At 68.2% G+C, this 14,529-nt stretch carries 13 protein-coding genes; 8 read left to right on the top strand and 5 right to left on the bottom strand.

Annotated elements, in window-relative coordinates; all coding sequences use genetic code 11:
* Nucleotides 1–114 precede the first annotated feature (114 nt).
* The 3 genes from J6U32_RS23660 to J6U32_RS23650 are packed head-to-tail and all read right to left on the bottom strand — an operon-like array spanning nt 115 to nt 3,304.
* Nucleotides 115–1,434, bottom strand: coding sequence for a D-arabinono-1,4-lactone oxidase (locus J6U32_RS23660; RefSeq protein WP_425324091.1), 1,320 nt, complete (start codon nt 1,432–1,434; stop codon nt 115–117).
* Nucleotides 1,422–2,681: an alanine racemase gene (locus J6U32_RS23655; protein WP_208792409.1), complete on the bottom strand. Its 1,260-nt coding sequence runs from the start codon at nt 2,679–2,681 to the stop codon at nt 1,422–1,424. The genes J6U32_RS23660 and J6U32_RS23655 overlap by 13 nt, the downstream gene beginning before the upstream one ends.
* Complete coding sequence (locus tag J6U32_RS23650; RefSeq protein ID WP_208792408.1) at nt 2,678–3,304, bottom strand: TetR/AcrR family transcriptional regulator; 627 nt, start codon at nt 3,302–3,304, stop codon at nt 2,678–2,680. Before J6U32_RS23650 ends, J6U32_RS23655 begins: the two co-directional genes overlap by 4 nt.
* Nucleotides 3,305–3,446: 142 nt before the next feature.
* Here J6U32_RS23650 and J6U32_RS23645 point away from each other — a divergent pair, with 142 nt between their 5' ends.
* The 3 genes from J6U32_RS23645 to J6U32_RS23635 all read left to right on the top strand — a co-directional run bounded on the left by J6U32_RS23645 (nt 3,447) and on the right by J6U32_RS23635 (nt 7,463).
* Nucleotides 3,447–4,628 (top strand): MBL fold metallo-hydrolase, encoded by a 1,182-nt coding sequence (locus tag J6U32_RS23645; protein ID WP_208792407.1) that lies wholly within the window; start codon nt 3,447–3,449, stop codon nt 4,626–4,628.
* Nucleotides 4,625–7,156: an HAD-IC family P-type ATPase gene (locus J6U32_RS23640; RefSeq protein ID WP_208792406.1), complete on the top strand. Its 2,532-nt coding sequence runs from the start codon at nt 4,625–4,627 to the stop codon at nt 7,154–7,156. The genes J6U32_RS23645 and J6U32_RS23640 overlap by 4 nt, the downstream gene beginning before the upstream one ends.
* An 88-nt stretch (nt 7,157–7,244) precedes the next feature.
* Nucleotides 7,245–7,463, top strand: a complete 219-nt coding sequence (locus J6U32_RS23635; protein WP_208792405.1) for an antitoxin — start codon at nt 7,245–7,247, stop codon at nt 7,461–7,463.
* Here J6U32_RS23635 and J6U32_RS23630 read toward each other — a convergent pair.
* The gene (locus J6U32_RS23630; protein WP_425324090.1) at nt 7,460–8,113 is read right to left on the bottom strand and encodes a DNA-3-methyladenine glycosylase; all 654 of its coding nucleotides are present in this window, start codon (nt 8,111–8,113) and stop codon (nt 7,460–7,462) included. The genes J6U32_RS23635 and J6U32_RS23630 overlap by 4 nt on opposite strands.
* 21 nt (nt 8,114–8,134) lie before the next feature.
* Between J6U32_RS23630 and J6U32_RS23625 the strand changes: the two genes are divergently transcribed.
* From J6U32_RS23625 to J6U32_RS23605, 5 genes are all read left to right on the top strand, one after another.
* Nucleotides 8,135–8,572: a type II toxin-antitoxin system Rv0910 family toxin gene (locus J6U32_RS23625; RefSeq protein ID WP_208792403.1), complete on the top strand. Its 438-nt coding sequence runs from the start codon at nt 8,135–8,137 to the stop codon at nt 8,570–8,572.
* 57 nt (nt 8,573–8,629) lie between these two features.
* Nucleotides 8,630–10,360 (top strand): VWA domain-containing protein, encoded by a 1,731-nt coding sequence (locus tag J6U32_RS23620; RefSeq protein WP_208792402.1) that lies wholly within the window; start codon nt 8,630–8,632, stop codon nt 10,358–10,360.
* Nucleotides 10,361–10,470: 110 nt separating this feature from the next.
* The gene (locus J6U32_RS23615; RefSeq protein WP_208792401.1) at nt 10,471–10,971 is read left to right on the top strand and encodes an FMN-binding protein; all 501 of its coding nucleotides are present in this window, start codon (nt 10,471–10,473) and stop codon (nt 10,969–10,971) included.
* Nucleotides 10,972–10,975: 4 nt separating this feature from the next.
* Complete coding sequence (locus J6U32_RS23610) at nt 10,976–11,917, top strand: FAD:protein FMN transferase (protein WP_208792400.1); 942 nt, start codon at nt 10,976–10,978, stop codon at nt 11,915–11,917.
* A complete protein-coding gene (locus J6U32_RS23605) occupies nt 11,914–13,500 on the top strand; it encodes a ferredoxin--NADP reductase (protein WP_208792399.1) in 1,587 nt (528 codons plus the stop codon). The genes J6U32_RS23610 and J6U32_RS23605 overlap by 4 nt, the downstream gene beginning before the upstream one ends.
* A 48-nt stretch (nt 13,501–13,548) precedes the next feature.
* On the opposite strand, the gene J6U32_RS23600 is transcribed toward J6U32_RS23605, so the two are convergent.
* A complete protein-coding gene (locus tag J6U32_RS23600) occupies nt 13,549–14,439 on the bottom strand; it encodes a LysR substrate-binding domain-containing protein (RefSeq protein WP_208792398.1) in 891 nt (296 codons plus the stop codon).
* Between the last annotated feature and the right edge of the window lie 90 nt (nt 14,440–14,529).

Genomic DNA, 14,529 nt, shown 5'->3' with positions numbered 1-14,529 from the left:
ATCGGAAAGGGAGGAGCGTCCTTGTTCCGGTGGTCGAGGTGTGAGGAGCGATAGCGACGAGCCTCGAGACCGCTTGTGCCGGTGCTGGTTCGGCAACCAAGATGAGCGGAACAGTCAGGAACCGAGCACCTGGTGCAGGTAGGGGTTGGTGAACACCCGATTCGGGTCGAACCGGTCTCGGACGGCGAGGAATTCGTCGAAGCGCGGGTAGACCGACCGGAGATACCCGGCGTCGCGTGTGTGCATCTTGCCCCAATGCGGGCGACCGCCGTGATCGGTCATGATTGCCTCGGCATCGGCAAAATATGCGGCGGAGTCGGTGGGATCGTCATGGTGGTATCGATGCACGGCGATGTACCCCCGGGGTCCACCGGATGCGGTAGAGAGCAGCAGATCGTCGCCTGCGGCGGCGCGGACCTCGACGGGGAAGCTCACCCGATAGCGTTTGCGGTCGATCATCTTTCGCAGCTCGTGCAGTGCCGACGGCGTCGCCTCCAGCGGTACCGCGTACTCCATCTCCCGGAAGCGGACCGTGCGGGAGGAGATGAACACCTTGTCCGATCGGTCGGTGAACGTCCGGGCCGACAGCACCCGCCCCGACAGCTGACTCATCGCGGGAACCACCGCGGGTAGGCGGGAGCCGAGGGCGCACACGGCTCCGTACACGCGGTTGGAGAGGATCTCGTCATCGATGTAGCGGCGTACCGCGCCGGTCCCCGACGGCTCGACCAGGCCGCCGAGTCGGGTGTTGGTCTTCGCCAGTGCGCAGTTGGTGTGCGGGAACCAGTAGAACTCGTGATGATCCTGTGTCGCAACGCGTTCGAGGAAGCCGTCGATGGCATCGTCGGCGTCGAGCGGGTACTCCTCGGCCCGGATGGAGAACGCGGGGACGCACTGGATGGTCAGGTCGACGAGGATGCCGAGCGCGCCGAGGCCCAACGCGACGGCGGCGAGGTCGGGATCGTCCTCGGACACGGTGACGACCTCACCGGTCCCCGACACCAGGGTCGCACCGACGATCTGGGTGCTGATGCCGCCGAAAGCGATTCCGGTGCCGTGGGTTCCGGTGGAGGTGGCCCCGGAGATGGTCTGCCGGTCCACGTCGCCGAGGTTGGTCATGGCCAGGCCGTGCTCACCGAGCAGGGCAGGCAGCTCGTGCAGATGGGTGCCCGCACGCAGCGTGACGCGCCCGGCGGCGGCGTCGACGTCGACGAGTCCCCGCAATGCGGACATGTCCAGCTGATGCTGCGGCGCCACGGCAATGGGGGAGAAGCTGTGGCCCGCCCCGACGGCCTTGACCGTCGAATGTGTTTGCGCCGCACGCTCGACCACCGCGACGACCTCGTCGATCCGGCCGGGGGAGTGCACGGCGTCCGGTGTGCACTGCGCCGTCCCGCCCCAGTTGCGCCAACTCGCGACGGTCACAGGAAACACTTCCCTTCTCCACGGTAGGTGGGCAGCAGCTCGTCGACCCGGGCCGTCCCGTCGGCGGTCCGCGCGATCCGCGCGACTCGTGACGACCGTTCGCACACCTCGCCGGACTTGGTGTGGCGGAACCAGACCCGATCCCCGATCCGCAGGCCCTCGGTTCCCGATCCGTGCAGCGGCGTCTGCACCTCGCCGGCCGCTTCGGTCGCCACATAGTGGAGATCGCGGGGCCATACCGGGCGGGGCAGGCGATCGGGTGCCGGTGGTCCCGAGGCGATCCATCCGCCACCGGCGCAGGTGACGAAGCCCGGAGCGGGGATGCGCACCACGTCGAGCCCGAACGCGAGCGCCGGTGCGGGCCGGAAGCGGTGATAGGTGTCGAACAGGTGGCCGCCGAAAAACCCGCTGCCGGCCGCGATGTCGGTCACGGAGGTGTCCCGCGAGGTGGCCTCCAGGGAGCCGGTTCCGCCGGCGTTGACGATCTCCAGCGGTGCGATGTCGCGCAGGGCTGCGACGACTCGTCCACGGCGACGGCGGATCTCGGCCATGGAGGCGCGCTGCATCAGTCGCACGGCCCCGTTCTTCGCGCGCTTGCCGGGCACGTCGTCACCGACCCCGGCGACCTGTGCCTCATACGACATCACGCCGACCAGGTCGAAGCCGGGACGCTCGACGATCGAGCGACCGAGGGCCAGTGCGGCGTCGAGATCGTGGATGGGTGAGCGCCGCACGCCGAGATGCACTCGTCCGCCGAGCAGGCGCAGCGACGCGTCGAGGTCGATGGCGACACGGACGGCCGGACGGGAGTTGGGGGCCGCGATCGCGTCGATCGCGTCGAGATGCGCCGCGGAATCGACGAGCAACGTCACCCGCGTGGTGGCGATGTCGTCGGCGAGGAATTCGCCGATGGCGCTCGCGCGTACCGTCGGGTATCCCATCAACACGTCGGTGATACCGGATTCGGTTGCCAGCCAGCGTGCTTCGTCGAGGTCGTACGCCAGTACCCCGGCGAATCCCGGCCGGGCGACGAGGTCGGCGATGACCGAGCGGACCCGCAACGACTTGCTGGCCAACCGGATGGGTACGCCGCCGGCGCGGCGCAGCAGGTCGGCCACATTGTGTTCGAGCGCGGAGGTGTCGAGGACGAGGGCGGGACTGTCGACCCCGGCCGTGGTGAGTGCCTCGGTGAAGCCCGCCCAGTACCGGCGCGGGTCGCGCTCCCAGAGTCCCATGGGGGTGGCCGACGGCGTCATGAAGTCTCGTCATCCGCGACGACCGCCGACATCGTCTGTCGGACAAGCGATTCCATGAGGGTATTGACCACGGCGTCGTCGGCGGTGCTCAGATAGATCAAGGTGATCGAGATCAACGCGCCGATCATCGCGGGCGCGATCTCGGTGGACGGGGCGACGAATCGAACACCGCAGCGCGTGGCCCCGGCATCGAGGCCCGCGGCGGCGACGCCGTAGAGATCCTCGTACATCTTCTTGCCGTGCCGCTGCAGTTCGGGATGGTTGTGCGCGTAGATGCCGAGCGAGATCGTGGCCTGTAGCCGACCCGGATCGGCCTTGAGCATGGCGTAGAACGCATCGAGCTGGCGACGCATGTTCTTTTCCATCGCCTCCACCGCCGACCCGGCGACGAGGTCGTCCTCGGCCTGGATCGTCTGCAACATCTGATTGATGTCGGTGGGAACGGCCGTCTCCATCACCGCGCACAGCAGGGCGGTCCGGGATTCGAAGGCGTAGTGGAAGCTCGCGAGTGGCATGTCGGCGTGCGCGCAGATCCGGCGGGTCGTCGCGCCCTCGACGCCGTGGTCGGCGATGACCCGATATGCGGCCTCGACCAGCGCTGCGCGCCGATCCGTGACGGACATCCGTGCCAACGAAATTTCACTTCCCGACCAGCATGTGAACTCCGCACACGCGTGAACTTGGTTGCAGGCGAGAATGCTACCAAGCCGTGTCCCCCTTTTCCGGTACCACGACTTTCCGGCGGGCACGGTTACGCTGAGAATCGTGACGACGCCCATCGAAAGGACGCCCACCGACGTGTTGGGGCGGGTGAAGAGTTCGGTCAGCACGCTCGGCGTGCGTGCGGCAGGCGCGGCCGTCGACTCCTTGGCCTCGGCGGGACTGCCCGCGGCACGGGCGATCGGCGCCGACCCGGAATCGATCTGGCGGCATGTCGCGGGTTCTCCGAACCTGGTGGGCCGGACCTTCACCAACCCCGAACCGCCGTCGGCCGGGGCGGCGCCCGACCTGCGCGTCGCGCTCGACATGGCCCGTCGACCCGGGCGCCCGTCGACTCCCATCCGGGTCGAGCGCCCGACGTTTCCCGACGAGGCACGGGCACTGGCGGTCACCTGGCTCGGGCATGCCTCGGCCCTCGTGGAGATCGACGGGGTACGGGTGCTCACCGACCCGGTGTTCTCCCAGCGGTGTTCGCCGTCGCAGGTCATCGGGCCCGCCCGGATGCACCGCGCCCCGCTGCCGGCCGCCGACCTCCCGCCCCTCGACGTGGTGTTGATCAGCCACGACCACTACGACCATCTGGACATGGCGACCGTGCGCACGATCGCCGACACCCAGCCCGAGGTCACCTTCGTGACCCCGCTCGGGGTCGCCGCACACCTGCTGTCGTGGGGCGTTCCGGCCGAACGCATCCGGCAGGCCGATCTCTGGGAGACCGTGGAGGTCACGGGTCGGACCGGTCACCTGAGCTTCACGTGCGGGCCGGCCCGGCATTTCTCGGGCCGCATGTTCGATCGCGACCTCACCCAGTGGGCGAGCTGGGCGATCGTGGGACCGACACATCGTGCGTTCTTCTCCGGCGACACCGGCTACTCCGAACGCTTCGACGACCTCGGCGCACGACTCGGTCCGTTCGATCTCACGCTCATCGCGGTCGGCGCCTACGACACCTTGTGGCCCGACGTCCACGTCGACCCTGAGGAGGCCGTCGCGATCCACCGGATGGTCTCCGGGTCGGCGGGCACCGACGCCGTCCTCGTCCCCATCCACTGGGGCACGTTCTCCCTCGCCCGCCACCCGTGGGCCGAGCCGATCGCGCGCCTGCTGCCCAGCGCCGGCCGCAACGCGACCACGGTGATGGTCCCGCAGCCCGGCGGCACCATCGACCTCACCCGTCGGGCGGGGACCGGACTCACCGATCCGCAGTGGTGGGAAGCCTCGGCGTGAGCGGACTGATCGACACCGGAGCCACCAATCCCGGACTGACCGCCGACGAGGTGGCCGAACGGGTCGCCGCCGGGCAGGTCAACTCGATGCCCGACCGGTCCGGGCGAACCGTCGCCGACATCATCCGCGCCAACGTGTTCACCCGGATCAACGCGATCCTCGGTGTGCTGTTCGCGATCGTCGCGTTCACCGGCTCGTTCATCAACGGCCTCTTCGGTCTGCTCATCGTGGCCAACAGCGGCATCGGCATCATCCAGGAGGTCCGCGCCAAACGCACCCTCGACCGGCTGGCCATCGTCGGCCAGACCCGGCCCCGGGTACGCCGCGACGGGCAGGTGCACGAGCTGCCGCCCGCCGAGGTCGTCATCGACGACATCATCGAGGTCGGCGCGGGCGATCAGATCGTCGTCGACGGTGAGGTCGTCGAATCACTGGTCCTCGACGTCGACGAATCGCTGCTCACCGGTGAGGCCGACGCCGTCGACAAGGCCGCGGGCGACAAGATCCTCTCCGGCAGCTTCGTGGTGTCGGGGTCCGGCGCGTACCGGGCGACAAAGGTGGGCGCCGACGCCTACGCCTCGCAGCTGGCCGCCGAGGCGTCGAAGTTCACGCTGGTGTCCTCGGAGCTGATGTCCGGGATCAACGAGATCCTCAAGGTCATCACGTGGCTGCTCATCCCGGCCGGCATCCTGACGATCGTCAACCAGTTGTTCATCAGCGGAAACGGCCTGCGTGCGTCACTGTTGGGCATGGTCGCCGCGCTCGTGCCGATGGTGCCCGAGGGACTGGTCCTGATGACGTCGATCGCGTTCGCCGTCGGCGTGGTCCGGCTCGGGCGCCGCCAATGTCTGGTCAACGAACTGCCCGCGATCGAGGGCCTCGCCCGCGTCAACGTCGTCTGCGCCGACAAGACCGGCACGCTCACCGAGAACGGCATGCGCCTGTCGGAGGTGCGTGGAGTCGGCGACGCCGCCGACACCATCTCGGTCGACGACGTCCTCGCCGGGCTCGCCGCCAACGACCGCAGCCCCAACGCGAGCGTGCTCGCGCTGGCCGAGGCCTACCCGCAGGCCCCGGATTGGCACCTCACCGCCATCGAGCCGTTCACCTCCGCCAAGAAGTGGAGTGGCATGTCGTTCGCCGACACCTCCGGTGCCGATCGCGGCAACTGGGTTCTCGGTGCCCCCGACGTGCTCCTCGACCCCGACTCCGAGCCCGCCACGCTGGCCTCCGACATCGGCGCCAACGGGCTGCGGGTGTTGTTGCTCGGGCACACCGACGTCCCGGTCGACACCGTCCCCGATGCCGCGCCCACCGAGAGCCGTTCGGCGACAACCGTTCCCGGGACGCTGACGCCGGTCGCGCTCGTCGTCCTCGAACAGCGGGTGCGTGACGACGCCCGCGACACCCTCGACTATTTCGCCTCCCAGAACGTCGAGGTGAAGGTGATCTCCGGCGACAACGCACGCTCGGTGGGCGCGGTGGCCCAGTCGTTGGGCCTCGGTTCGCCCGAGTCGGCCGTCGATGCGCGCACCCTGCCCGACGATCCCGCCGAACTTGCCGACGTCGTCTCCGACGGCGTCATCTTCGGCCGGGTGCGTCCCGACCAGAAGCGTGCGATGGTCGCGGCGCTGCAGTCGCGCGCGGACACCGTGGCGATGACCGGTGACGGCGTCAACGACGTCCTGGCCCTCAAGGACGCCGACATCGGCGTGGCCATGGGGTCGGGCAGTTCGGCGGCCCGTGCGGTCGCGCAGATCGTGTTGTTGGACAACAAATTCGCGACGTTGCCGTATGTGGTCGGCGAAGGCCGGCGGGTGATCGGCAACATCGAGCGCGTATCGAACCTGTTTCTCACCAAAACCGTGTACGCGGTGCTGCTCGCGCTGTTCGTCGGCGTCGCCGGGGTGGCCGGCAAGATCTTCGGATTCGCCTCGCTCAGTTACCCTTTCCAGCCCATCCACGTCACCATCTCGGCATGGTTCACCATCGGTGTGCCGGCGTTCATCCTCTCCCTCGCCCCGAACAACGAGCGTGCCCGCACCGGCTTCGTCCGTCGGGTGCTGACCCAGGCGGTACCCAACGGCATCATCGTCGGGCTCGCCGCGTTCATCACCTACGTCATCGTCAATCCCGGCGGGACCGGGGTGGCGTTGGGTGGTGACAGCGTCGATCTCCCGCCCGCACAGACCCAGGCGGCCACGGCCACCCTGATCTGCCTGATCGCCGTGGCCCTGTACGTCCTGGCCGTCGTCGCGCGGCCGTACACGTGGTGGAAGATCGTGCTGCTGGTCGCTTCCGTCGGCGCCTACGTGATCATCTTCGCCTGGCCGTGGACGCAGCACATGTTCAAACTGGATTCGTCGAACTGGGACATGAATGCTGTCGCGTTCATCGCCGCGGCCTGCGGCATCGTGGGTGTCGAGATCGTGTCGCGGCTGTTGCCGCGTCTGGTCGGGGACCGCGACTCGGAGCACATCGACGGCTCGGGGCACATCGACGGCGTCGAGCGAGAATCGCTGGCATGAGCTCGATGCGGCACCTACACTCGGGGACCGCTTCGCCCGATCTGTACACCGTGACAGACGGTCATCACCCCACCACGAGGAGCTGGTCATGGATCTCAAGGGATTGGTCGACAAGGCCAAGGCCGCACTGCAGAAGAACCCGAGTCTGATCGACAAGGGCGGCGACGCCATCGACAAGGCGACCGGCGGCAAATACGCCTCGCAGGTCGACAAGGCGCAGGACGCGGCCCGCAAGGCCGTCGGAGCCCAAAACCCGGAAACACAGAACCCGGATACACCCAACCAGCCGCCGCAGAATCCCGCTTAATTTCCCACTGCGGCCCGCGGGTGTCGGCGATATGCCGACACCGTCGGGTCGTTGGTGAGCCAGAACCGCCACGCGAGGTCGGCGTTGCGCCGGACACCCACCCGTGGGCCGGCGCTGATCGCCTCGGGGTCGACCCGATAGTCGGCGGGTAGGAGCGTGACGGGCGTGCCGTCGGCGAGGTCGGTACCCAGGTCGTCCATCGTGATCCCCACTGCGCGGGTCAGGTTGCCCGGACCACGCGCCAGCGCCGACACGGCGACCGGTGCCGCCCGACCGGCCGCTCGTCGACGATGTGCGCGTGCCGATCCGTCGAGAACCTCACCGGCGCGCAGCAGCACCGCCGAGGCCAACCCGTCGGGCCCGGTCACCACATTCGCGCAGAAATGGCCGTGGATGCGGTACACGTAGAGCCGGTCGGGTGGGCCGTACATGATCTCCGAACGCGCAGTGCGCACGAAGGCGTGCGAGGCGGGATCGCGCGGTCCCGCATAGGCCTCGACCTCGGTGATCCGCAGGGTCACGTCATGCCCGACGAGGACCGCACCGAGCAGGGCTCGGGCCCCGACGGTGGTATCGGGATCGGCGATCGCCGCGGTCAGCCGGTCGCGCCCGGTCGGGCAAGGCTCGGGTCGTCGTCTGTGCACCTGCATCACCGGTTAGGCTTCCACACCATGGCGAAGACGAGCGACTCCATCGACCTCGAGCTGTCACCTGCAGACACCTGGACCGCGGCGTCGGATCTGTCGCGTTTCGACGAGTGGTTGGTGCTCCACGGTGGATGGCGCAGTCCGGTGCCGCAGCCGCACGAATTGCGCAAGGGACTCAAGGTGACCTCGATCGTCAAGGTCAAGGGCAATCCCGTGCGCATCGACTGGGTCGTCGACAAGTACGTCGAGGGCAGCGAGGTGCGGCTGAAGGGTTCGGGCAAGGGCGGGATCAAGGTCAAGCTCGATCTGTCGGTGGAGCCCAGGTCCTCGGGATCGACGATCACATTCCTCGTCGACCTCGGTGGTCTGCCGTTGATGGGGCCGATCGGGATGGCGACGGCCAAGGTGATCCACGGTGACCTGCACACATCGCTGACGACTTTCCAGCAGAAGTTCGGCTGAGTTCGACACCACCGGATTCGACACCACCGGATTCAACAACACAGGGGGAGTGCGCACATGGGGCGGCACAGCAACGAGCCCGCGGACTCCGGGCGCACGCCCGGCCGACCGGGTGACGGTCAATCCGGCGCTGCCACCGACGACTTCGGTTTCGAGCACCGCAAGGTGCGGTCGTCGCGCCGCGGCGCGCTGCTGTGGGGACTCGGCGCCCTGGTGGTCGTCGCCGCCCTCGTCACGGGATTCGTGGTGTGGCGGACCGTCGATTCGGGGGCCTGTCACGGCGACCGGACGAGCGTGACCGTCGCCGCCGACCCGACGATCGCCTCGGCATTGCGGGATTCCGCGGCCACGGTCTCGGCCAACAGTTGTTACGACTACTCGGTCGACTCGGTGGCCGGCTCTGCCGCCCCGGGTCTGTTGACCAGTGGTGATCAGCGCCCCGATCTGTGGGTGCCGGATTCGCAATTGCAGGCTCGCCGCGTCATCACCCAGGTCCGTCAGGAACTCGATCTCACCTCACCGTCGTTGGTGTCCACGCCCACCGTCGTCGTCGGCAAGAACGTGCCGCAGCTGGCCAGTTGGGAGCAGGTCATGAAGCTGCCCGATCTGCGCGCGGGCAGCCCGGTGGACACCAGCAGCGGCGACGCACCGATCGTCGGCGCGCTCGCCGAGGTCAATGCCAACAAGCTCACCGAGGATCAACTGCTCGAGGGCATGACGGTACTTGCGGTGCAGCAGAACAACGTTCGTCTGACCAACGACAGCGAGGGCACGCGCCTCAATCTGGCGAACGCCTCCGAGGTGCCGGCGGTGACGACCGAACAGCAGTATGTGTTGTTCATGCGCACCCATCCGGGTTCGCAGCTGAAGTTCGCGATCCCCGCCGACGGCACGGTGTTGCTGGACTATCCGTTGGTGAACACCGCGGGTTCGTCGCGCAAGGGTGACGCCGACGACGCGGGCAAGGCGCTGGCTGCCGGTATCGCCGGCAACGCCGCACAACCGTTGGCCGATGCGGCATTTCGCAAACCCAATGGTGTGCCCGTCGGTGGCGATCACCCGTACGGCACTGGTCAGCCGGTGCAGGTGCTCACGCTGCGCGATCCCGCCGAGGTCGACAAGGCACTGCGGCAGTGGCAGGTGCTCGGCGTGCCGATCCGCACGCTCGTCGTCGAGGACACCTCCGGATCGATGCAGCAGCGCGTCGGTTCCGAGACCCGGGCGCAGTTGTTGATCGACGCGTCGTTGCAGGGACTGAAGCTCTTCCCGAACAACGCCGAGATCGGCGGTTGGGCGTTCAGCCAGAACCGCGGGCCGGGCGGCCAGGACTGGGTGTCGCTGTCCGACATCCGTCGGCTCGACGCGCCCGCGGCCAACGGAAAGACCCACCGTGACGAACTCGCCGCCGCGGTGACGCAGGGGCTGGCGCCGCAGAACCTCGGCGGGGCGACGGGTCTCTACGACACCACCCTCGCCGCGTTCAAGCAGGTCCAGAGCACCTACGATCCGACCTACTCCAACAGCGTCATCATCATGACCGACGGCGAGAACGAGGATCCCGGCAGCATCAGCCTCGACGAGCTGATCACCGAGCTCAAGAAGCTCGAGGATCCGGCGCGTCCGGTACTCGTGCTCACCATCGGCATCTCCTCCGACGCCGACACCGACGCGTTGAAGCAGATCGCCGACGCGACCGGCGGGACCTCGTATGTCGCCAAGACCGCCGACGACATCTCGTCGGTGTTCGTCAACGCCATCCAGGCTCGCGTGGCGGCCGCCGGCCGCTGATCCATCCGATGCGCGAAACCGGCAGGTCCCTGCGAGGTTTCTTGGGATACCCTAAGACATCGGCCTCAGGGGAGGCGCCGGACGGTGATCGTGCCCCAGAATGGGGAACCATGACCCGATCAATCCGGACCATGGTCCGCAAAGATGAGTTCGTGACCGTGACCCGCGCGACCGGGGTGGTTGCCGCCGTAGCCGCGCTCGGCCTGGCGACCGCCGCATGCGGTTCCGACGACGCGACCGCCTCCGACACCACCCAGAGCACCGGTGCGGCGGCCTCGGGCACCTCGGCGACCAGTGCCGCCGGCGGCTCCGGCGAGTACAAGAACGGAACCTTCAGCGCCACCGGTCACTACGTCTCCCCGGGCGGCCCGCAGCAGATCGGTGTGACCGTCACGCTCGATGATTCGACGATCACCAAGGTCGATCTGGATCGCAGCCAGACCCGCGGAACGTCGGCCGAGTTCCAGGCGAAGTTCGCCAGCGGGATCAACTCCGAGGTGGTCGGCAAGAACATCGACGATCTCGACGTGCACAAGGTGTCCGGATCGTCACTGACCTCCGGTGGCTTCAATGACGCCATCGCCCAGATCAAGTCGCAGGCGCGCGCCTGATCCGGTGCGTACCGACCCGGTGAGTAGCGACTGGACGTTCGAGGCGCTCGGCACGGTCTGGGCGATCACCACCGACCGGCCGCTCTCGGATCGTGTGCGGGCGGCGGTGGGTGCCGAACTCGATCGCATCGACCGGTTCTGGTCACGCTTCCGGCCGGACTCGACGGTCGCCGAGATGTCCCGCAGGGCCGGCCGGTACCGCCTCGCCCGCGAGGATCGGTGTCTGCTGGAGTGGTATCGCGAGCTCTACGACGCCACCGGTGGTGCCCTCACCCCGCTGGTCGGGCAGATCCTCGACGACGCCGGATACGACGCCGACTACTCGTTGACGCCCGATCGCGCCGTGCCCGCGCCCGCGTGGGATGACGTCATCGACTGGGACGGTACCGAATTGGTGGTCCACACCCCTGTCCTGCTCGACGTCGGGGCAGCCGGCAAGGGCTTCGCGGTCGACCGGGTGGCGTCGATCGTCGCCGACCACACCGAGCGCTACCTCGTCGACGCCGGCGGGGACATGGTGATCTCGCCGCGCGACGAACCGGTACGGATCGCCCTCGAACACCCCCTCGACCCGACCAAGGCGATCGGACTCGTCGAATTGACCGGGGGTGCGCTGTGCGCGTCTGCGGCCAACCGTCGCATGTGGGGCGACTGGCACCACATCGTCGACCCGACGACGGCCGCCCCCACCCGTGAGGTCATGGCCACCTGGGTGTACGCGGCCGACGCGATGACCGCGGACGGCCTCGCGACCGCGCTGTTCTTCACGGCGGCAACGGAATTGATCGGCCTCGGTGCGCGTCACGGGCGGACGTCGGCACTGTCGGTCGGCTCCGACATCGCCGGGTTCCGGTTCGCCGGCACCGACCTACCCGACCATGTGACGATTCGCGGCAACGGAGTCGTCGAGCACACCTCGATCCCCGGATTGGAGCTGTTCGTATGACGAGTCCGTCACTGCGCAGCAGTCTGTCACCGCGATGGCTGACCATGCATCGCGCGGTGCTGCTCGCGCTGCTCGCACTGGCCGTCGTGTCGTTCATCGTCGCCGCCGTCGACAACGATTTCGCCTACACCCCAGAACAATTGCTGGTGTCTCTGGTGATCGCACTGGCCGTCACGGGCGCCGGAACCTACCTGTGTGCGGCGCTGGTGCGGGTACCGCCGGGTGCGGATTCGTGGGCGATCACGGCGTTGATCCTGTTCTTCCTCATGCCAGGTGTCTCGGATGCGGCCTCGGCGGTGTCGATGGTGATCGCCGCGGGCGCCGCGGCGATCAGCAAATACGTGGTGGTGTGGCGTCGCCGGTTGATCCTCAACCCGGCCGTCGTCGGGGCGATCGCCGCGTACGCGGTCGCCTATGCCGGGGTGAGTATCGGTGGGGTGCCGCTGAGTTCGCCGTTCTGGTGGGTGGCCGCGGAGCCGCTGTTCTATCCGATGCTCATCATCGGCGTCCTGCTGGTGACCGCGTTGCGCGAATGGTGGCTCGTCACGGTCTTCGTGCTGGCGACGCTGGCCACCGTCGGTGTGTTGCAGGTGACGCAGGGCGGTCAGGATCTGCAGTTCGTGTTCGTCTCGTCGCCCACACTGTTCCTCGCGGCCGTCATGCTGCCCGAGCCGTTGACCTCGCCGACCACGCGTATCCACCGGGCGGTGTACGCGATCATCGTTGCGGTGCTGATGAATTGGCAGCAGACCTTCGAGATCACCGACACCTATTCGCTGGAGTTCGTGCCGCAGATCGCGCTCGGCGTCGGATGTGTCTACGCCTTCGCGGTCCGGTTGGTCGCCCAGCGCGGAGCGGGGCGGGTGGTGCTCGACACCCGTGTCGACCGCATCGCCGAGAACACCTATCGAGTTCGCGCGCACACGACCTCGCCGTTGCGGTTCGCGCCCGGCCAGTGGGCGATGGTGTCGGCGCCGCGGTGGTCGGCGCCGCTGTGGCAGCGCACCCGTCGCGTGTTCTCCTACGCCGAGGCGCCGGGGGAGAACCCGGTCGAGTTCGCATTCACCGTGCCATCGGCGCAGGTGTCCGCCTTCAAGTCCGATCTCGTCGAATCCCGGCGGAGCAGGCTGTATCTCGACGCGACCGGCGGCGATTTCACCCTCGAGCGCCGGGTCGGCCGGCACCCACTGGTGTTACTGGCCGCGGGGATCGGTATCACCCCGTACCGATCGATGCTGCGCACACTGACGCTCGGTGACGGCCGCCCCGACCTGTCGTGGCTGACGGTCGTCCACGTCGTCGGTGCCGCCGAGCGGACGGTGTACGACGACGATTTCGACATCCTGCGGGCCGCCGGCGCGCGGGTCGAGATCATCGCCGACGCAGGGCTGGCCGCGGGTATCGCCGAACCCGCGGCGCTGGTCGACCTCGTCGGGCGTGCGGTGCACTCCGGTGAGGCGCACTATCTCGTGTCGGGCAATCCCGCGTTCGTGCGCACCACCGCCGCCACCATTCGCCGCACCGACACCACAACCCGCTGGGCGTTCTGGCGGATTCGCACCGACGCATTCCTGGGTTATTGAGTCTCTGGGTTATTGAGTTTCCAGGCTATTGACGGGCCCGGGTAGCGCTCATCCCGGCGCCTGCGCCAGGCGATGCAGCACCGTCACCACCTGGTCGACCACCGGTGAGTGCACCAGAGCGGGTCGTGCGGCGACGAGTTCGACGCTGGTGTGCGGGATGAGGTCGGCGTAGCGCACGCCGGCGATGTCGAGGGCGGCGGTGGGTGCGGGCACGATCGCCACCCCCAGCCCGGCGGCCACGAGCGTGACCAGCGTCGAGGTCTCGGCGACCTCGTGGCGGATACGTGGCACGAACCCCGCGTCGGCCCACAGACCCGAGATCACCGAGTTCATCACCGAGCGGCCGTGTCCGGCGTGGGCGATCAGATCGTCGGTCGCCAGGTCGGCGACGGACAGCTCTGCGCGGTTGGCGAGTCGGTGGCTGTCGGGGAGTGCGACGATCAGCCGGTCGGAACGGATCGGTTCGATCACCGCGTCGGTCCCGGTGACCGGCGGTCGTAGCAGTGCGAGGTCGATCCGTCTCTCTTCGAGTGCGGAGAGCAGTTCGGGCGCCAGCATCTCGCCGCGGACCGCGACCTCCACCCCGGGGAGTTCGTCGCGCAGTGTGCGGACGAGTTGCGGGAGCAGCGAGTAGGTGGCCGAGCCGACACACCCGATCGTCAGGTGTCCTTCCTGGCCTTCGGCGATGCGTCGCGCTTGCGAGCCGGCGGATTCGACGGCGTCGAGGATGGCGACGACCTGCGCGAGATAGGCGGTCCCGGCGGGGGTCAGTTCGACGCGGCGGGTCGAGCGGGTCAGCAACTCGACGCCGAGTTCGGCCTCGAGCTGCCGGATCTGTGCCGACAGCGGTGGCTGGGCGATGTGGAGTCGTTGCGCGGCCCGGCCGAAATGCAATTCCTCGGCGACCGCGCGGAAGTACCGCAGGTGGCGCAGTTCCATGGGCGCTAGTCTATGACCGTTGATACTTTGCAGCTCTCAATAGCGGCGATTTTGGTACTTCAGAATATGAGCGGGGCGGCCTAGCCTCGG

The organism is Gordonia polyisoprenivorans, assembly GCF_017654315.1.
GTDB lineage: Bacteria > Actinomycetota > Actinomycetes > Mycobacteriales > Mycobacteriaceae > Gordonia > Gordonia polyisoprenivorans_A.
This window is presented reverse-complemented; position numbering and strand designations above follow the sequence as displayed.